General features: G+C 48.5%; 17 protein-coding genes. 8 read left to right on the plus strand and 9 right to left on the minus strand.

All coding sequences use genetic code 11. The annotated features are described in order from the left end of the window. Positions 1-10 precede the first annotated feature (10 nt). The gene (locus MAQ5080_RS01755) at positions 11-2,020 is read right to left on the minus strand and encodes a bifunctional diguanylate cyclase/phosphodiesterase (RefSeq protein WP_067204658.1); all 2,010 of its coding nucleotides are present in this window, start codon (positions 2,018-2,020) and stop codon (positions 11-13) included. Between the two features lie 532 nt (positions 2,021-2,552). Here MAQ5080_RS01755 and bamJ point away from each other — a divergent pair. The 4 genes from bamJ (at position 2,553) to MAQ5080_RS01775 (ending at position 7,328) form a co-directional block, all read left to right on the plus strand. After that, positions 2,553-3,242 carry a BamJ family beta-barrel-assembly machinery protein gene (bamJ, locus tag MAQ5080_RS01760; protein WP_067204661.1) on the plus strand — a complete coding sequence of 230 codons (690 nt, stop codon included), beginning with the start codon at positions 2,553-2,555 and terminating at the stop codon, positions 3,240-3,242. A gap of 97 nt (positions 3,243-3,339) precedes the next feature. Beyond that, positions 3,340-4,278: a mannose-1-phosphate guanylyltransferase gene (locus tag MAQ5080_RS01765; protein ID WP_067204665.1), complete on the plus strand. Its 939-nt coding sequence runs from the start codon at positions 3,340-3,342 to the stop codon at positions 4,276-4,278. Beyond that, a complete protein-coding gene (locus tag MAQ5080_RS01770; protein ID WP_067204669.1) occupies positions 4,271-5,701 on the plus strand; it encodes a phosphomannomutase in 1,431 nt (476 codons plus the stop codon). The genes MAQ5080_RS01765 and MAQ5080_RS01770 overlap by 8 nt, the downstream gene beginning before the upstream one ends. Positions 5,702-6,068: 367 nt before the next feature. Further along, positions 6,069-7,328 carry an O-antigen ligase family protein gene (locus MAQ5080_RS01775; RefSeq protein ID WP_067204671.1) on the plus strand — a complete coding sequence of 420 codons (1,260 nt, stop codon included), beginning with the start codon at positions 6,069-6,071 and terminating at the stop codon, positions 7,326-7,328. A gap of 16 nt (positions 7,329-7,344) precedes the next feature. Here the strand turns inward: MAQ5080_RS01775 and MAQ5080_RS01780 are convergent, their stop codons facing one another. From MAQ5080_RS01780 to MAQ5080_RS17460, 8 genes are all read right to left on the minus strand, one after another. After that, positions 7,345-8,631, minus strand: coding sequence for an exopolysaccharide biosynthesis polyprenyl glycosylphosphotransferase (locus tag MAQ5080_RS01780; protein WP_231870750.1), 1,287 nt, complete (start codon positions 8,629-8,631; stop codon positions 7,345-7,347). Between the two features lie 86 nt (positions 8,632-8,717). After that, complete coding sequence (locus tag MAQ5080_RS01785) at positions 8,718-9,611, minus strand: glycosyltransferase (protein WP_067204674.1); 894 nt, start codon at positions 9,609-9,611, stop codon at positions 8,718-8,720. Next, positions 9,601-10,488, minus strand: a complete 888-nt coding sequence (gene rfbD, locus MAQ5080_RS01790) for a dTDP-4-dehydrorhamnose reductase (RefSeq protein WP_067204677.1) — start codon at positions 10,486-10,488, stop codon at positions 9,601-9,603. The genes MAQ5080_RS01785 and rfbD overlap by 11 nt, the downstream gene beginning before the upstream one ends. Continuing rightward, on the minus strand, positions 10,488-11,033 hold the full coding sequence (rfbC, locus tag MAQ5080_RS01795) for a dTDP-4-dehydrorhamnose 3,5-epimerase (protein WP_067204681.1): 546 nt from the start codon (positions 11,031-11,033) through the stop codon (positions 10,488-10,490). The genes rfbD and rfbC overlap by 1 nt, the downstream gene beginning before the upstream one ends. Before the next feature lie 21 nt (positions 11,034-11,054). After that, positions 11,055-11,936 carry a glucose-1-phosphate thymidylyltransferase RfbA gene (gene rfbA / locus MAQ5080_RS01800; RefSeq protein WP_067204685.1) on the minus strand — a complete coding sequence of 294 codons (882 nt, stop codon included), beginning with the start codon at positions 11,934-11,936 and terminating at the stop codon, positions 11,055-11,057. Between the two features lie 392 nt (positions 11,937-12,328). Continuing rightward, positions 12,329-13,405, minus strand: coding sequence for a dTDP-glucose 4,6-dehydratase (gene rfbB / locus MAQ5080_RS01805; protein ID WP_067204688.1), 1,077 nt, complete (start codon positions 13,403-13,405; stop codon positions 12,329-12,331). 48 nt (positions 13,406-13,453) lie between these two features. Further along, positions 13,454-14,032 (minus strand): hypothetical protein, encoded by a 579-nt coding sequence (locus tag MAQ5080_RS01810; protein WP_067204692.1) that lies wholly within the window; start codon positions 14,030-14,032, stop codon positions 13,454-13,456. Between the two features lie 38 nt (positions 14,033-14,070). Further along, complete coding sequence (locus MAQ5080_RS17460; RefSeq protein WP_067204696.1) at positions 14,071-14,373, minus strand: DUF6447 family protein; 303 nt, start codon at positions 14,371-14,373, stop codon at positions 14,071-14,073. A gap of 298 nt (positions 14,374-14,671) precedes the next feature. Between MAQ5080_RS17460 and MAQ5080_RS01820 the strand changes: the two genes are divergently transcribed. The 4 genes from MAQ5080_RS01820 (at position 14,672) to MAQ5080_RS01835 (ending at position 20,267) form a co-directional block, all read left to right on the plus strand. Further along, positions 14,672-16,381 (plus strand): type I secretion system permease/ATPase, encoded by a 1,710-nt coding sequence (locus MAQ5080_RS01820; protein ID WP_067204699.1) that lies wholly within the window; start codon positions 14,672-14,674, stop codon positions 16,379-16,381. A 48-nt stretch (positions 16,382-16,429) separates the two neighbouring features. After that, a complete protein-coding gene (locus MAQ5080_RS01825) occupies positions 16,430-17,881 on the plus strand; it encodes an HlyD family type I secretion periplasmic adaptor subunit (RefSeq protein ID WP_082860969.1) in 1,452 nt (483 codons plus the stop codon). After that, a complete protein-coding gene (locus tag MAQ5080_RS01830; protein WP_067204703.1) occupies positions 17,882-19,288 on the plus strand; it encodes a TolC family protein in 1,407 nt (468 codons plus the stop codon). A gap of 145 nt (positions 19,289-19,433) precedes the next feature. Beyond that, positions 19,434-20,267 carry a hypothetical protein gene (locus tag MAQ5080_RS01835; protein ID WP_067204706.1) on the plus strand — a complete coding sequence of 278 codons (834 nt, stop codon included), beginning with the start codon at positions 19,434-19,436 and terminating at the stop codon, positions 20,265-20,267. The last annotated feature ends 87 nt before the right edge of the window (positions 20,268-20,354 follow it).

Here is a 20,354-nt window from a genome sequence, read left to right on the forward strand (position 1 = left end):
AAGCAGTGTCTTACAAATACAGACAGTCCGACTCAGGCAAAGTCGACGCCACGGCTTCTTCTAATGTGGTGGGTTTCGAGATCAGATAGCCTTGGAAGTAATTGCAGCCCAAGGTTCTTAAGTACTCTATTTGCTCCAGTGTTTCGACGCCTTCAGCCACCAGTTTGTATTGTAGGGCTTGGGCGATATGCACCATGGACTCCACCACCACTCTTGCTTTCGGGTCGTCGAGACGATTGACGAAGCTGCGGTCAATTTTAATCTCATCCACTGACAAACGCTGTAAATGCGCAAAGGACGTATAGCCCGTGCCAAAGTCATCTAATGACACTAAACAGCCCATGGCACGTAATTGCTCAAGTACTTCGACCTTGGCTTGATCCATATGCACAAAGTAGGTTTCCGTCACCTCAAGACAAATACTGGTGGCGGATACACCAGCAACCTGCAAACTGGCGGCAATACGCTGGGCAAAATCGCTGTCCAATAGTTCCTGCGCCGAGATGTTGATCGACAAAACAAAATCGTCTGGCACCGAGATTTGCTTCAACGCGGCCAACGCTTTTTTCAGCACCATCATATCGATTTCTTGGATCAAATTGGCTTTCTCAGCCACCGGAATATAGACCTCAGGAGACAATCGGCTCAGTACTTCGGAGCTAGATCGTAGTAACGCCTCGGCCCCCACCACACGATTACGGCGCGCATCATAAAGTGGCATAAACACCAGATAAAACGCATCGTCAGCAAGCGCTCGGCGCAGCGCATCTTCAACCGACGCCTTTTGACGCAACGGCTGATCGTAGCTGGATAAATACGCTCGGGCGAAGGTTTTCGCATCATGTGGCTGGTCGAGAACAAAGCGACATTTTTCCAATACCTCATCAAAATGCTTCGGCATAGCATTGTCGACCACATAGCTAGCACTGACATCGAGTTTTAGATGCCCCACACCAACCATTTCAACACCTTCGTTAAAAATACGCTCCAGCAATTGCTCTCGCGCCAGCTTGCCCACTGGACAATACATGGCAAACTCCGCATCGCTGATACGCGCTAAGGTGATCGACTGGGATTGAAAAACAGAGAGTAAACGCTGTTTGGTCTTCACCAATAATTGCCCAAATACGTTTTCGCCAAAATGTTTTTCCAATATGGCTGCGTTGTCCAAGCGAAAAACGTACAAGGCCCCGCCAGCCTCTGGCGCCAAGCCCTGCATATGATCACGCAGTCCTTGCTCATTGAGCAGCCCAGTCATACCGTCAAAAAGAGCCGCTTGACGCATACGCTGCAAGGTCCCATGACCGCGCCAGGAAAAACTTAACAAGCTCCCTACCCCGACCATTAACCAGAAGGTCAACAACCAATTGTTCAGCTGCTGTATATCCACCAAAAAACCGTCAACTTTTAATGCCGACAAGGTCAAATCGTATTGCCCTGGGTGGCGTAGCGGGGTGTCATTGACCACTAAATCGAGCGAATAGACATGACGAAAATCTTTGTCAGCGCTTTCAAAACTAATGCCGTACTGATCTTGCCACCAACTGGCGACATCAAAACGATTGAGCGGGATATCGAACTCACCATTGCGCAGGCGCACTGAGTGGAACTTGGTATCTTGATGGCTAGGAACCCCGTCAAAGTGCGGGTTTAAAAAGCTGGTGATGTTTAATTCAAGACGACCGCTGTATTCGGCCGCAGTGGATTGCACATAGGCTTCGATGTGCACTTGGTCGACTTGTTGAAAAGAAAAAGGTAACCCCTCTTCGGTTCTTGGCAGCACCACACGTACGCCGCACAGGTAAGGCGTCGCGCTGCCATCCCAAGAACAATGAGAGTGCACACTGCCTTGCTCTCCAGCAGGAAGCAGCTCTGTTCCGTCAAACGGTACAAATTGCAAACCATCTAACTCAAGCAAATCCACTTGATAATGGTTGAGCGGCGTTCGCGCCCAAAGGAAAACCAACGCGCTGAGCACACCAATACTGATAAAAAGCTTGCGATAACCTGATGAAGTCAAAGATTGTCCGTGTCTCTGCATGTGCTTTTTAATACCCAACAAGCCCTATTTAATCAAGATAGTATCCGTTAACAACCCACCACACTTAACCTAATCCGACAAATAGCACCTATTATTGACCCAGATTCATATTTTTTACTTGCTTTGTAACGTTTTGAAAAGCCATTTATTATTGACTTATCCGCTTTTGAATACCTGTTCACCCTCACCACGAATGCATAAAATTTGTCAGGCCTACGTAAAATCACTTGTCGCGCCATTTGGCACGACCTACATTGCCTAGGCGCCTTGTGCTTGGCAGATCCTTTCTGTAATCAACAAAGTGTGCAGGTGAAGGGGTCACTTTGGTCACTGTAATAACCTAGGTTGGCGTTGCAACGCCTTCTTATGGTAGAACAGTACACCGGATCGATTTGCGAGGCACAGGGCGTGTTTCTCTTCCTATGACAAAGTCCACGTAGCTGCTTGAAATTCTCGTGTCGCACCCCAACCAAAGTTATAATTGGAACCACAACTAACGGAACGTTTTCTCATGAAAAAAACATTAGTCGCAGCATTGATTGCCTCTTCAGTTTCAGTCGCATACGCTGCAGACGTAGAGCTTGAAAGCAAAGAACAGAAACTTGGATACTCAATCGGCACTATGTTCGGTGGTCGTATGGCCAATGATTTTGCCGGCATGGATTTAGAAGCGTTCAAAGCAGGCTTCGAAGATTCTTTCAGTGGCCAAGAACCACAGATGTCTATGGAAGATGTCCAAGCCACCATGCAAGCTTTCCAACAAGAGCAAATGGAAAAAGCGCAACGTGAGCAAGCCGAAATGGCCGAAGCCGCTAAAGCCAGCTCTCAGGCATGGCTAGATGAAAAAGCCGAGCAAGATGGCGTCATGACAACCGACTCTGGCCTAATGTACAAGGTCATCGAAAAGGGTGATGGCAAAATGCCTGCGGCAGAAGACACAGTGAAAGTGAACTACGAAGGTAAACTGGTAGACGGTACCGTATTTGATAGCTCTTATGAGCGCGGTGAGCCGATTTCTTTCCCACTTAACCAAGTTATTCCAGGCTGGACTGAAGGCGTACAACTGATGCCAGTTGGCTCAACTTACGAGTTCTATATTCCTGCAGAACTAGCATACGGCCCAGGCGGCACAGGCCCAATTCCACCTCACTCTGCACTAGAGTTTAAAGTGGAACTGCTGGACATCGAAGCCGCGCAATAAGCGTACAAGGCTCGGTCAGTGAAACCCTAAAAACGCCCTCTTAACGAGGGCGTTTTTGTTTGTGCTACAATCGCCGTTTTTCTAGAACAACCTCGCTATGTTCATACCAGTCATACTCGCTGGCGGCTCGGGCACACGCCTTGCGCCCATCTCTACAACGAAGCACCCTAAACCCTTTATCGATCTGCTCGATTGCGGTTATACGCTGTTTGAATTAACGCTTCTGCGAGCACAACAAACCTCAGATAAACGCCCCATTGTTGTCGTGGCCAAAGAGCACTTGGCGTTTGTTCAACAAGCGTTGCACAAACTGTCCATGACAGCCCACATTCTGCTGGAACCCTGTGGCCGCAATACCGCCCCCGCGATGACCTGTGCCGCCTTATTTGCCCAGCACATTTATCCAGACGACAGCCCCCTGTTAGTGTTGGCCGCCGATCATTACATCGCCGATCCCTCCTACTTCTGTCAACGGGTCGTCGCCGCACATGACGCTGCGATGAACGACCAGCTCGTGTTATTTGGCATCCGTCCGACCTACCCAGAAACAGGTTATGGCTATATTGAAGTGGGCCAGGATGCACAGATACACGCCTTTCATGAAAAGCCAGATCAACACACTGCCATGAACTACCTAGCCCGTGGCAACTATCTTTGGAACAGCGGCTTCTTTGTTTTACCGAGAAAAATACTGCTAGCTGAAATCGAACATTTCGCTCCCAAGATACTAGCGTCTTGCCACGATGCTGTGACGCAGAGTGTCCAACTATCCGAACGCACTCACTTATTGTCACCGTCATTTGCTGAGGCGCCAGCCATCTCCATTGATTATGCGATTATGGAGCACAGCGCCAAACTGGCCTTATGTGAGTATGCCAGCGAATGGAGCGACTTGGGCACATGGCCTGCTTTATACCGCTTGTGGCCAAAAGACGAGCAAGGCATTGCGCACCATTTAGCGTTAGCATTAGCCTTAATGCCAACGGCATCGGGCCTTCAGTTAATGAAAGATAACACCTGGATAGCCGATGTCTGATGCCAAAACGCCGTTAGCACTGTGTGCCAACAAAGACGTAAAATTCGGCACCAGTGGGGTCCGAGGTCCTGTCGCAGAGCTCAGCAAAAGCCTCTGCCAAGGGTTCACGCAGGCCTTTCTGAGCACTCTATGCCGTGCTGACAGTGTCTGTCTTGGTGTCGATCTACGCCCCAGCAGCCCACAGCTCGCCAAATGGGTGAGTGAACAGGCACAAGAAATGGGCGTTAATGTGCTCGATTGCGGTCCCCTGCCTACCCCAGCGTTAGCGCTTTACGCCATGCAGCAAGGCTTGCCTGCCATTATGATCACCGGCAGCCATATCCCGTTTGATCGCAATGGCATGAAGTTTTATTTGCCGACCGGGGAGATTAGCAAAGCCGATGAACAAGCCATATTAACGAGCCGACTAGACAGCTGTGCAAACAAGAGGTTAAGAGGCGGCTCACAAGATTGCGCAGAACGCGCTAGCCAGCATTATCAACAGCGCTATTACGATGCTTTCCCTACGCTTAACTTAGGTAATAAACGCATAGGCGTTTACCAACATAGCAGTGTCACTCGAGACCTCCTGACCGAAGTGCTTAGGCATTTTGGCGCAGAAGTGATCGAGTTAGGGCGAAGCGACCACTTTGTTGCCCTCGATACGGAAGCGGTCGGTGACACCGAGCAAGCCCTAGCGCAGCAATGGACTCAGCAATATCGCTTGGATGCCATCGTGACCACAGATGGCGATGGCGACCGACCATTGATCGCAGATGAGGCAGGACAATGGCTGCGCGGAGATCAAGTGGGGATGCTCACCTGCCACGCTCTGCAGGCAACTCATATTGCCACCCCCATTAATAGTAATAGTGGCCTTGAGCACTTCATCCCAGCAGCCAAAGTTGTCAGAACGAAAATTGGCTCACCTTATGTCATCGAGGCCATGCAGCAGGCCACCGAGCAAGACAACAGCTTAGGCTTTGAAGCGAACGGTGGCGTCTTACTTGGCAGGAATCACCATCGCCTCACATCCCTGCCAACACGCGATGCGTTATTACCGATTCTCTGTGTCTTATCGACGTTAGCCAACCAGCCCTTAAGTTCTCTGAGCAACATACTCCCTAAGCGCTACAGTGCCAGTAGCCGCATCCAAAATGTGGATCAAGAGATATGCCGCCAACTGTTGGAAAATCTTGTTGCTCCTGATGCTTGGCCAGCACTACTCGCAGCAATTCAGCCCTGTCACGCCCTTCAGATCGCCACAATAAATACCCTCGATGGTGTGCGAGCGACCCTTACAAACGGTGACATATTGCATCTAAGAGCGTCAGGAAATGCCAATGAACTGCGCATTTACAGCGAATCAAATACTATTCAGCGTGCAAATCAGGTCTGTTCAAACACCGAAATACACATTTCATCCTTATTTTTTGACGTATGACAGTTAATTGAATGGCTACTAATGATTTTTCAAATCACTAAAGATAGAGTGATTTTAAGGCAGGACGTGATGGACAACGTTAGCTCCTAGGATGGGAGCCCTGCCTGGCACATGGCAGATCATTATGGACGATGATGGTTTCAGGAAGAAACACTGCCTTTTGTCCCTCCTTAAAAGATAGGCAGTCATGGATGACTGATGCTCCCAGGACGGGAGCCCTATCTTTCTTCAGGATGATACGAGCTGCAAGGATGCAGCGGAAAAGTGCTTATTTAGGCACGACCTAAGCTAATCTTGAGAGACACCTCTGGCACACTGTTAGCGGCTGGTTTACCCTAATGCGCAAATCTTTTGCTAGGGTAGAACCTTGAACACCACCACCTCTCTCTATCGCTATGTCGCTTACTTAGTCTGGTTATTAGCCGCTGCCACCTTTGCATTAACCCTGTCCGTACCAAGAGGCATTTCCTATCCTACTCTGTGTCTGTTTCTGTTAGCGGCTGTTTTTGCGCTTGTATTGCGTAACCATACGCTCAAACTGAACAAACAAGATTTCATCCTGATCGGTGTCTTTGCCGCGTATGCCATAAGCAGCGTGATATTTGTCTATTTAGACGGCTGGCACACAAGAGAACTTGATCGCCCCTCAAGGTTTCTATTGGCTCTTCCGGTGCTGGTACTGCTACTCAAATGCAAAATGCCCAATGCACCGCTGCTCTTTTTCGGCACCATTATTGGCGCCATCGCTGCGGCCGTATTAGCAGCTTACGAAGTACTTGTTTTAGACTTTCCTAGAGCTCAAGTGTTTACCAATGCCATTATGTTTGGCGACACCAGTATGTTACTTGGCTTAATCAATAGCGCGGCCTGCTGCTACTTTTATCAAAACAAGCAGAGACTGATGCTGGCCTTGGCCATTCTTGGCGTCATGGCCGGCGTACTCGGCTCTATCTTATCTGGCTCACGCGGTGGTTGGATTGCCGTACCGCTGATTGGACTATTTATACTGCTGCAGGCAAAAGATTTGATTGGCAAGAAACAGCTCGCGGCCACGATTCTGGTGCTATTGATCGGCGCGCTCTCCGTCATTGCCATCCCACAAACAGGCATGCAAGCACGCTTTACTAAAGCGGTTGAGGATATTCAACTCTACCTATTAGGTGAAACCAATACGTCTGTTGGCTTAAGAATTGAAATGTGGAAAGGCGCTATCTATTTGTTCTCAGAAGCCCCCATCATGGGCGTGGGCCAATACGGCAGTCAGCCCCTCAAAGCTGAGCTCGCAGAACAAGGCTTAATGAGTGAGGCTGCAACTCGATTTGATCACTTACATAATGAGTTTTTTAATACCTTGGCGCTGAAGGGGCTAGTCGGTGTGGTATTCCTGCTGGCGCTGTACCTGATCCCGCTTAAGCTCTTTATTGGCAAACTACGTAAACATCGCCACAACTGGAGAATTAAAGCCTATGCTTTGGCCGGTGCGCTGGTACCGATGAGCTATATGGATTTTGCGCTGACCCAGTCTATGTTTAGCCACAACATTGGCGTCATGGTGTTTATCTTTTTTACTCTGTTCTTCTGGGCTGCGGTACGCTGGGCGGAAGCCAGCGAACCAGATAACGCCTGATCAACGCAAGCAAGGGCTATAAGCCCTTGCGACCCAGCACAACCACAACGGTGCGCAACAGCGTTTCCATCTCTAACCAAATGCTCCAATGCTTGATGTAATATAAATCGTACATCAACTTTTGACGGGCATCTTCAAGGTTCGCACCATAGGGGTAGCACACTTGTGCCCAGCCCGAAATCCCTGGGCGCACTAGATGGCGCTCATGATAATAAGGGATCTCTTTTTCATAATTCTCAACCAAGATGTCCCATTCTGTGCGCGGCCCGACAAGGTGCATATCTTTGCGCAATACATTCCACAGCTGTGGCAACTCATCAATACGGAACTTACGCATCACATGGCCGAAGGGAAAGATGCGAGGGTCTTCTTTTTGGGTATAAGGGTTAAAGTGTGCGTTTTCATGCATGCTGCGAAATTTGATAGCAGTAAAGTTTTTCCCACCTAGCCCTACTCGACTCTGTGTAAACAAGGTACTGCCTGGTGACTGCAGCTTTATTTTCAAAACGGCATACAGCATTAAAGGCGAGCACAGCACCCCAATACCTATAATGGCTAACCAATCAATGGCACGTTTTAGAATAAAGTTTCTCAGCGTATAAGGGCGCACTTTTTCTAGATAACTTAAATCTTCGCCATCGTAGGGGATGTAACATTTACGCAGAAACGTCTCCATAAAACGGTGTAAGACGATCAGACGCACCCCTTTTAGGTCCAGATGCGTCAGCTCTTTGATCAGTTGATTGGTCGCTGGCGCTTCAAGATTCAGCAATAGATAATCCGGTGAGACCTTCATGATATTGGTCTCAATATCACCTTGATCCTTCAGACTAAAATACGTCAGTTCGACGCCCTGCTGCTCCAGCATGGCGTACTCAAACTCATTAAACTCATAATGCCGGCCAAGTACCGCCACTTGAATCTTGGTTTGCGCATAACGCCGCGAATAATGCTGAATCGCTAACTTTATCGCCATGATAAAGAAAGGCGTAAACACAACCCAGATAGCCGTAACAATCCGGTCGAAATCTAACTCAGATAAGTAGATAAACAGCAGTACTAATAGGAAGAAAACGTTGAAAAACCAAGTTTTAAAGGTGATCGCCAAGCGGTCCGAAAAGGAGCGATTGTTGTAGCGGCTATAGCCACCTTGCACACCAATGCAAGTGGCGTAAAACACGCCACTTAACAGCATCATCCAATTATATTCGTGGCTCCATGCCCCCTGGCTGAACAAACCGAAAGAGAGCAATAGCAGAATGGCAGGTGTGCACAAATCCACCAAAGCGTACGTAAAAGGCACTCTACGATCTTGATACCGCTTAACATGACTCTTTTTCATCAACTAACCAAATACCCAGATCAACATTTTAAACCGTCATTCCAACACTAATAGATACACAAAATAAACATGACTAGCAATGCCAAGCGATCCCTCGGCCGCCTGCGCAATTGTAAAATATGCGACAGCCGAAAGGCGAAGCGATTCAGGGAGCTTGCTAAACTGGGGTTCACTAATTCAGCGATCGCTAGCACCTGTTGACGATAGCTTTTGTTCGCCACTTGCCTGATACGCTTGAGATAAGCTCGCCAACCAGTATTTACGCCTACTTGATTGTTCGCATGTTGGCGGTAGCGCATCCACGCTTGCTCATCAATAAACCAAGCAAAGCCTTGCTCGCGACAGTAGGCGTAGGCAAACCAATCATGCAAGGCCACCCTGGATAGCTGTTCCTCGGCTTGTCGCACACACTGCTGCAGTGACAAGGCCGCTTTACGTGCGAACACATAGGTGCAACCCGGTCCCGCCGCTTCAAAAAAATGGTCCAACTGTTTTTGCGGGTAGGATTTCTTAATCAGTTGCTCACGGCCATCCGGCCAAAACGCCAGCACATTAGAGGAATACACTTGGTATTGATGATGACCAATGATTTGCCATGCGCGGGCTAACTTTTCAGGCAGCCAGACATCATCTTGATCGGCAAACGCCATGGCATCAAAACTTTCAAGGTCCACCTCTTTGATAAGATGGAAGAAGTTCGCCCCGGCCCCGCCAAAGCGTTGGCCATAGGGTAACAAGGTCACCTGCTCATGCTGTTCTGCCAATGCTTGGCTCCATGCCAAAGTCCCATCTTCCATGACATTTGGAGCACAAGCATCAACACTGATAAACAGCTCTACGCTTACACCCTGTTGCTTCAAGATGCTGTCAACTTGCGTCTCGATCCATTGCCTACCTTGATAAGCGGCCAGAAGCACCGCTATACGGGGTTTATTTCGCATTACCCTGCAACTTGTTCATCACGCGATCCAAAGCCATCAGCCAATTCGATGCTTGCACACCTAGTTCCGCTAAGGTGTCTGTATTTAAAACCGAATACTCTGGGCGCTTTGCCGGTGTTGGGTATTGATCAGTGCTAATAGCCGTCAATTGTGGGATCTTATCAATGGCGCCGTGCTTTAGGCCTTTGGCAAAAATAGTGCGCGCAAAGCCATGCCAGCTGGTAGGCAGGTCGCCACAATAATGGTGAACGCCCCAAGCCAGCTCGCCCGTTTGCTCGTATTGATCACACAGCGCCAAAATCGCCTTGGCAAGATCACCAGCATAGGTTGGACAACCATATTGATCGGCCACCACACTTAAAGCATTACGTTCAGTGGCGAGGCGTAGCATGGTTTTAACAAAGTTATTCCCATACTCGCTGAACACCCATGCGGTGCGCAGCACAAGGTAACGCGTCGCCACTTGAGCTAAGGCCTGCTCACCGGCCAGTTTTGAGGCGCCATAGACACCTTGCGGAGCCGTTTGGTCACTCGGCTTATAAGGCTCAACAGCCAAACCATCAAACACGTAATCGGTGGAAACATGAATCACAGGAATACCCAGCGACTCAGCCGCTTGAGCTAAATGTTTCACCCCTGCTTCATTCACCGCATGGGCCATTTCACTCTCTGTCTCTGCTTTATCTACCGCAGTATAAGCAGCCGCATTGACTACGATATCTGGCTTTACCTCTGCGAAGATAGCAGTTACCTGCTGCGCAGAAGCGATATTTAGCTCAGTAGAATCAAAAGCAAACAGTTCATGTTTGGAACCCGCCACAGCATCCTGAAAGCAGCGACCTAATTGACCATTCTTACCCGTTAACAAAATGCGCATTACAGGCCAGCCTCGAGCTCAGCGAGGGTTAAACCAAGCTTATCTTTTTCCGAGAGCTTTGGCTCAATGCCTTCAGGCCACTCAATCGCAACCGAGGGATCGTTCCAAATCAAGCAACCTTCATCCGTTGGGTCGTAGTAGTCGGTACACTTATATTCAAAGTCAGCAACGTCGGATAACACTACAAAACCATGAGCCAAACCGGGTGGCACCCAGAATTGGCGCTTATTGTCTTCGCTCAGTAACACTCCCGCCCATTGGCCATAGGTTGGTGAGTCTTTGCGAATATCCACGGCCACATCAAATACTTCACCACGTACCACGCGTACTAATTTGCCCTGCGGCTTGGATTTCTGAAAATGCAGACCACGCAACACGCCTTTGCCGGAGCGGGAGTGATTATCCTGCACGAAGGGTAAATCAATCCCAGCCAGTTCTTGGTAGCGCTCCGCTTGGAAGGTTTCTAGGAAAAAGCCACGCTCATCACCAAACACTTTCGGCTCAATGATCACCACATCCGCAATATTCGTTTTAATAACATTCATGAAAATCTGACCCTATGATGTCTATTGGTAACCGTCTGCCACTTTTAATAGATACTGACCGTAGCCGGTTTTCTTGAGTAGGCTACCCGCTTCGATCAGATGCTCTCTGCTGATCCAGCTTTGACGATAAGCGATCTCTTCTAGACAAGCGATCTTCAAACCCTGACGGTGCTCTACCGTTTGCACAAATTGGCCAGCCTCAAGCAGCGAATCATGGGTCCCCGTGTCTAACCAAGCGAAGCCACGTCCAAGCAATGAGGTATGCAAGTCACCACGCTCTAAGTAGGCACGATTAACATCCGTGATCTCTAATTCTCTCCGCTCAGAGGGCTGAATCTGCTTGGCAATATGCACCACATCATTATCGTAAAAATACAAACCGGTGACGGCGTAATTTGAGCGTGGCTTTTCAGGTTTTTCTTCGATACTCAGTACACGTCCCTCCGTATCGAACTCCACCACCCCGAAACGTTCAGGGTCATTAACATGATAGCCAAACACCGTAGCGCCCGATTCCTGTGCGGCGGCCTTTTTTAACTCATCAGAAAAGTGCTGCCCGAAGAAAATATTATCCCCCAACACCAATGCCACATTGTCATTACCGATAAAATCTTCGCCAATGATAAAGGCTTGCGCCAAGCCATCAGGAGAAGGCTGAATCGCGTAGCTTAGTGACACACCGAAATAGCTGCCATCGCCGAGCAGTTTTTGAAAGCTGGCTTGGTCCTCTGGCGTGGTTATGATCAAGATGTCACGTATGCCGGCCAACATTAAGACGGACAATGGGTAGTAGATCATCGGTTTATCATAAACCGGCATCAGTTGCTTGGAGCACCCTAAGGTTAATGGGTGCAAACGTGTGCCACTGCCACCCGCTAAGATAATCCCTTTACGTTTTTTCACTGAATTCTACTCTATTAAAATCAATCTGGTTGTGAATCTCGATGCTTCTTTGTACGACCCAACTCCGTTCGGGGAAGCAGGCTTTCAATCGCGGGGTACAACCCGCTCGTACGACCCGGCTCCATTCGGAGAAGCAGCCTTTCAACTGCTCGTACGAGCCGACTCCGTTCGGGGAAGCAGCCTTTCAACTGCTCGTACGACCCGGCTCCGCCCGGGGAAGCAGCCTTTCAACCGCTCGTACGACCCGGCTTCGTCCGGGGAAGCAGCCTTTCAATCGCTCGTACGACCCGGCTTCGTCCGGGGAAGCAGCCTTTCAATCGCGGGGTACAACCCGCTCGTACGACCCGACTCCGCTCGGGGAAGCAATCTCGCTTTCCCCACACAGCGAGGTCCTACGCGCCAATGCGGTCTAGCTTATAATCGCCACTTAAAACTCGCTGCCACCATGCCTCATTGGCTAGATACCACTCAACGGTTTTACGCATGCCTGAAGTGAAGGTTTCCTCTGGCGTCCAACCGAGCTCATCGGCAATTTTGCTGGCATCGATGGCGTAACGCACATCATGACCTGGGCGGTCTTTGACATAGGTAATCAAATCACGATATGCCGCGACGCCTTCCGGCTTGCTCGGCACCAACTCTTCTAGAAGGTCACACAGAGTATGCACCACTTCGATATTACGCTTCTCATTATGGCCACCGATGTTATAGGTCTCTCCGACCACACCTTCGATAACCACTTTGACCAAGGCGCGCGCGTGATCTTCTACATACAGCCAATCACGGATCTGTGAGCCGTCGCCATACACAGGCAGAGCTTTGCCCGCTAAGGCATTCAAAATCATGTGCGGAATCAGCTTCTCAGGGAAGTGGTAAGGACCATAGTTATTGGAGCAATTGGTAACAATCGTCGGGAAGCCATAAGTACGGCGCCATGCACGCACCAGATGGTCTGAACTGGCTTTACTGGCCGAATAAGGCGAGCTCGGCGCATAAGAAGTGATTTCGGTAAACATAGGCAGTTCACCGTCTACCTCATCAGGGTGAGGTAAATCACCATAGACTTCATCGGTTGAAATATGGTGAAAGCGAAACGCCTCTTTTTTCTCATCCGTCAGCTGTGACCAATAACCGCGCGCCGCTTCCAGCAGGGTATAAGTTCCCACAATATTGGTTTGAATAAAATCGCCCGGACCATCGATAGAACGGTCCACGTGACTTTCTGCCGCCAAATGCATCACAGCGTCTGGCTGGTGCTCGGCAAACACACGCTTTAATTCTGCAGCATCACAAATATCCACCTGCTCAAAGACATAGCGTGATTGTGTTAACGCTTCTGGAATCGACTCTAGATTACCTGCGTAGGTCAGCTTGTCTAGGTTAACCACTTCATGGTGCGTATTCGCTAAAACATGACGCACCACTGCACTTCCAATGAAGCCTGCGCCACCTGTAATTAATAATTTCATATACTGCTCAACCTACTGTATGACCTAAAACCCAATGCACGAGTGTACTTAATGCAAAGATGTCTCAATGGACTCTTGCTCCTGCTCTTCACTTCCCAACAACCAAGCCGGCCAGGCAAAAGACCACCCTGATTTTTTTAGTGCGTTTTTCTGGGCAATAAGGAAATGGCAAGCCTCGAGCGCAGACATGCTAAAGATAAACACATGCTGGCTGCAATCCGCCACAAACTGTATTCGAATAGATTGAGACGCCATCTGTAAATTCGCCGTCGTGCATAACCACGGCTCAGGAATCCATTTAGTCGTAATCTCTGAGCTTAAGTCATCGCTAGCGGAAGACTCGTTCGTAGTGTGCTCAGTAGCTGGTTTACCTGCGTCAACAGTTGTGGGCAACTCGACAGGGTCTGACTTATTCTCGGCAAAGGAATCTTTAATAAACCCCTTCGTATGTGGTGCACCCACTCCCGAATCCACCAGCCATTTGATAATTGCTGGGGTTAATTGCAGCCACATTCTCTGAGTTAACCATAGCTGATAGGACGGTAGGCCCGATTTACAGCGCAGCTCCAAACGATCTTCAACCACTGAGTAATTCAAGGAAATGGTTTGAACAACGTGCTCAATCATAATGATTTAGTACCTGATTTGATCCGTGTTCAAATGTCTTACGCGTCTGAAGACTCCGCTGCTTTTTTTCGCGTACGAGGTGCGGCAGCTTTTTTCGGAGCGGCTTTGGTGCTCGCAGCGCGTTTACGAGTAGTAGTTTTCTTAGCGGGCTGATCTTCCTTTGGCAATGCCGCAACCAGTTGCTGAACATAGGAATTGCGAGCCGTTCGAGCCATCGCCAGTTCCGACTCTAACTGAGCAATTTTATTATCGGTAAAGGTAACAGAGTTCGTTAAAGCCTTTGCTTCATCGGACAGTGTCTCAACATCGTACTGTTTGCCTTCAACGGTTAACGTTGCCATAAAAACCTCTATTCAAAATTCAACCATACAAATTCGCGCTAATTTAACACAAATCTATGCACATTACAGAAAGTGCTCAATTGTTAAGATACGTAACTAAGGAGCAAAATCACAAACTGCGAGAATAGCTAACTTTATTGTCATGCAAAGTGAGTACAGTCACACACCCTCGAATCAACTTTGTTAGTCTTATCCTCAACAAAGGGTTGTAAAATGAACAATTGATCTCATTAACCCTTTCCAGCAACATTGTTTGTTTGCCATTTTAATCCATTACCGCATAGAAGATCGAAATTTTATGAAGAACTCAAACGCCGTAGATGATCTAGGAAGCGCACTTAAGGCCAGTAAACGCGGCTTTATGGCGGCGGGCTTCTTTAGCTTATTCATCAACATCTTGATGCTGACAGCGCCCTTCTACATGCTTCAGGTTTATGATCGAGTTGTCACCTCGCGCAGCCTAGAGACCCTACTGTTTTTAACCTTAATTATGGTGTTCCTATTCGGCGTACTCGGGGTTTTGGAATGGGTTCGATCACGCATCTTGGTACGTGTATCCAACCAAATCGACCAATTCCTAAGCCACCGTGTCTATGGTGCCATGTTCGATGCTGGCGTAAAATTGCCAAACCGTCGTACCGCACAGCCGCTAAATGACCTAACCAGCATTCGCCAATTCTTAACCGGCAATGGTTTGTTTGCCTTCTTTGATGCCCCTTGGTTCCCGATCTACATCGGTATTTTGTTCCTGTTCCACCCAGCATTTGGTTGGTTTGCACTGGGTGCTGGTGCCATTCTTTTTGGTATTGCGATCTTGAATGAAAAGCTCACAAAAAAAGCGCTGACGGAAGCCAATGGCGAAAACATGAAAGCGCAGAACCTTGCTTCGAGCAACTTGCGTAACTCAGAAGTCCTTCATGCCATGGGCATGCTGCCAGGCATCATGGGGCGCTGGAGCAAACAGCATAAAGCATTTCTTCATAAGCAGACCGAAGCCAGTGATAAAGCCGGTGTGTTTGCCAACTTATCAAAAGTACTGCGTATGATTTTCCAGTCCGCGATTCTAGGTCTGGGTGCTTACTACGTGGTCCTAAATGAAATGTCACCAGGCATGATGATCGCAGGCTCCATTTTGATGGGCCGCGCTTTGGCACCACTAGATCTATTGATCAACAGCTGGTCTGGCTTTAACAACGCGCGTACAGCACGCACGCGTCTACAAGAGCTGTTAAACGCCTTCCCTCAAGAAGACCGCAATATGAGTCTGCCAAACCCTGAAGGTCAGCTGACTGCAGTTAACCTATTCGTGGGCCCACCAAATAGCCGCACACCAACGTTGAAGGGAGTGAACTTCAATGTGGCACCTGGCGACTTGGTCGGCATTATTGGTCCGAGTGCTGCGGGTAAGTCGACTTTGGCGAAAGCCATCCTAGGCATTTGGCCAACGATGAACGGTACGCTACGTATTGATGGCGCCGAAGTGCAGCACTACAACCGTGATGAAATCGGCCCTTATATTGGCTACCTACCACAGGACATTGAGTTGTTTGAGGGTACCGTGAGCGAAAATATCGCCCGCTTTGCTAATTTGGACGCAGACAAAGTGGTTACCGCCGCTAAAAAAGCCGGTGTACACGAAATGATCCTGCAGCTACCAGATGCCTACGACACTCGCATCGGTGTAGATTCTGGCGCCCTTTCCGGTGGTCAGCGCCAACGTATTGGTCTTGCTCGCGCACTTTATGGTGAACCTAAGGTCGTAGTACTGGATGAGCCTAACTCGAACTTGGATGAGCAAGGTGAAAAAGCCCTAGGCGAGACCATGCAAATTTTGAAGCAAGAAAGCGTGACAACATTTGTGATCAGTCACCGTACTTCAATTCTTAAGAGCATAGACAAACTGATGGTTCTTAAAGAAGGTCAAATGCAAATGTTCGGCCCGAAAGAAGAAGTGATGCAAAAGCTGATGCAACAAAAGGCACAAGAGCAAACCGCTCTTAGAGCCTAACCATCACTTGTATTTTCGAACATGACGCACTGATTTTGAGAAAAGATTATGACTAAGCAGACAGATAAAGACAGTGAGCAAAGCACCAGCCAGTCTGGACAAGTGCTTGCCAAAATTGACACCGTGAAAAAGCCCGCTTCAGAAGTGAAGCGAGAAAAGCCGAGCCGAGAAGAGCCTAGCCAGCCAGTGACCGACGATGTGGAAGTCGATGCCAATGATCGTCGCTACATTAAGTTTGGCTTATGGTTCCTATTGCTAACGCTAGGTACCTTTACTGTATGGGCAACCACGGCGCCACTAAACAGTGCTTTGATTGCTCAAGGTGAAGTGGTGGTGGACAGCTACCGTAAAAGCATTCAGCACTATGAAGGCGGTATTGTCGACAAGATCTTCGTACGCAATGGCGATCACGTCAAAGCAGGCGATCCGTTAATTCAACTTGAGAACGCCCAATTCCAAGCGCAATTGGAAAACAGCTATAAGCGTTTACAGATCGCGAAAGCGGAGCTTGAGCGCTTGAATGCAGAGCAAAACCTGACCGATGAACTGACCTTCTCGGATGCCTTGTTGCAAGCAGCTAATCAAGACCAAGAAGTCGCGGACACTCTGACACAGCAACGTAACTTGCTCAATGCGCGTATTTCAGCCTACCAACAGGAAGCAGACTCTCTGGAAACACGTCTTGAACAAACCGATGAGCAAATCAAAGGTATCGAAGCGCAGATTTCTGGCCTAGGACAACAACTTGAGTTGCTAAAAGAAGAAGAGCAAGCCTACACCACCCTTTACAACGAAGGCCTAGGGGACAACAACCGTGCCCGCGAGTTGAATCGTTCAATTATCTCAACACAAAATGAGATCAATAAACTGAAGTCGGACATGGCGCGCTTGAAGATCCAAAACACTGAAACGGAATTTCAGATTGCGACACGCAAGCAAGACTTCCTAAAAGATGTGGGTGATCGTCTAAAACAAACGCAAGCTAACTACTACGATATTCAAGAAAAATATCAGGTAGCGCAAGATCGTGTTGAGCGCTCTATTGTACGCGCACCTGAAGACGGCACCATCGTCGATATGAAGGTCCATACCATCGGCAGTGTCGCCAATGCCGGCCGACCGCTAATGGACTTAGTACCGGTAGAGGACAGCTTTGTGATCGAAAGCCGTGTAATGACCAACGACATCAATGATGTGCATATTGGTCAGTATGCCGATATTCGCTTCTCAGCCTTTAACTCTCGTACGACGAAAGTCATTCAGGGGGAAGTGGTGAACGTTTCTGCTGACCGCTTACAACCAGAGCAGGAAAATCAACCTCCTTATTACCTAGCTCGCCTGAAAATCACCGACCAAGGTCGCGCTGATATGGCGGATGACATGATGCTGATTCCAGGCATGCCAGCAGAAGTCATGATTCGTCGTGGCGAACGTACCCTATTTAGCTACCTAATGAAGCCGCTTACGGATAGCTTTGCACGCAGTCTAACGGAGAAATAGATGCGAGTTCCTTTTACCCCTCAGCTACTAGCACTAATGATCGGATCTAGCCTTGCCTCAGCCTCGATGGCTGAGGTAGTGGAAACAGCGCAAGTAGATGGCAAAGCTCAAGGATTCAGTGGTGCGTTAACACTCGCCAAGCAACATGATCCTGAGCTCAAGTATGCTTATCATACGTTTAAAGCAGAACAAGAAACCGATGATATTAGTCGAGCTAACTTGCTGCCCAATGTCAGTCTAACCTCGACTTATCGTTACTCTGATATTGATGACTATTATACAAGTAACCCTTTAAGCGATGCGGAGCGCGCAGCGCGTCCAGACCTAGTAGAACGCTCTGAGCAGACTCAAGACGACTACTCTTTCCAACTGAATGTGCAACAAAGCTTAATTAATGTGGGCGCTTGGAAAGCCTACAGCAGCTCCAAGGAAGCGGTACGTCAATCTGGCTTTACTTATACCCGTGCCGAGCAAGAGCTGATCTACCGTGTGAGTGAAGCTTACTTAAAGGCCCTGCAAGCCGCTCAGCGCGTTTACATTACCCAAGAAAAGCTTGAGTCACTGCAACTTAAGGTTGACCAGTCTACGCGCATGAATGAATTGGGAGTAGGTGGTCGTCTTAACGTACTGCGCGCACGCTCTAGCCGAGATGTGGCCAAGAGTGATTTACTGCAAGCGCAAAGCCAATTAGACGACGCGCAAACGGCCCTAGAGAACATTACTGGTGAAGCCATTGAACTGCCTGCAAACTGGGTGCAAAACAGCCATCGAGTGCTGCCTAATTTACTGACAGGTGAACGAGAAGATTGGCTACAGCAAGTGGCTGATAACGCCCAAGTGTTGGCGGAAATGTCCAATGTTCGCGCGAAGGAACTGGAAGCTGAAGCCAGTACGTCTCAGCACTTGCCCACCTTAAACTTCCAACTAACGTACTTAGACCGTAACTCTGACGATCCATACGTGGAAAGCTCACGTTATATCGCTGCTATTAATCTTGAAGTCCCGATTTACTCGGGGGGCAAAACCTCCGCACAATCGCGTCAAGCAGAAGCGAGTTACAATGCTGCACAGGTACGCTATGAGAAAATCTTGTCGGACAAACAACAAGCCGTAAAACTGGCGTACTCGCAACTGAACTCTTTCCATGAGCGTCTACAAGCCATTGAAGAGTCACGCAAATCCAGCCAAGCCTACTTGGAAGCCGCTGAGCGCCAAGCTGACTTGAGTCTTGGTAGTCAAGTCGATGTGCTGGAAGCACGTACTGACCTATATGATGTACGCTTAGAGTTTGCTAAAACATTAACTGACTATCTGTTAGCCGATCTGAATCTGCTACTTGAAACGGGCCGATTAAACGACGAAACATTAGATCGCTTTGATCAGCTGTTTACCGCGAAAACGCTCTAAAGCGGCGTTTAGCCACTCTCTCAAAGCCAATCTAGACGATCTAGATTGGCTTTTTTTATTCCCTAAATTGATAGCGTTCAAATTCCATGCAAGCAACTATACTTCCTAAAGTATGACCACAACCGCCTTAGGCATGGAGATAGAAATGACCGCTCAAGAATTACTGCAACAGTATGGTATTAGCTTGGCCGAAGCCAGACAGTTTCTGATCGATAACATAGGCACACCAGAAACCATATATAACATTGCCGCTCAGTATAATATTACCTTTGCCATGCTGGCCGACATTTACGGCGACGACAGCATTGATGGCGACGCCGTAAAATCTTTCTTTTCTGTTCAAGGCTTTGATACCAGCCTAGATGTTCCCACCCTAGAAGACTCATCGCAGGACGATATTCCAGTCAATCTCGACAGCATCCTGGTGCTCGACCCTAACGCTTTTGGAACCGACAATTGGGACCAGATTCTCACCGAATACCAATCCAGCATTGAAAACTTTGACTGGGGCACTTTCGGTGAAGAACTCACTCTCATGTTGCAAACCTTTGATTGGGAGGCTTGGGCACAAAATCTTCAAGAAATCGCCAACACCTTGGCCAATGACAGCAGCTGGCTAGCAGGCTTTGAAGACTGGTACGAAGCAGTCGCTGGTAGCGATTTCGATGCGACCTTCGATCGATCGCTGTGGGTTTGGGACGATGTCGACGATTATTTAGACGATCTAGATGTTTACTGGCAAGACGTGGTGGCTAACTTTGATTTTAGCAGCATCGATTGGTCTGTTTATGCCGATACCTTAGCCATGTTTGGTTTAACCGCTAACGATATCCAGCTGATTGTGAGTCAATTGAATAATATTGACCTTAGCCTTTATGCCGACCTATTCGCCAGTTTAGGCTTTGACACCACAGGTTCCAGCAGTATGCCCATTGAGCCTGTGGGGGTATCTGCTGAAGTAATCGTCGAGATAGCTTAAAGCAATATATCAAGCACGTTACTCTCTAGGCACTTTAACTGATCTGTAAAAAGAGTCCTGTATCAAATCAATACAGGACTCTTTTTT

The organism is Marinomonas aquimarina, assembly GCF_900089755.1.
GTDB classification, from domain to species: domain Bacteria; phylum Pseudomonadota; class Gammaproteobacteria; order Pseudomonadales; family Marinomonadaceae; genus Marinomonas; species Marinomonas aquimarina.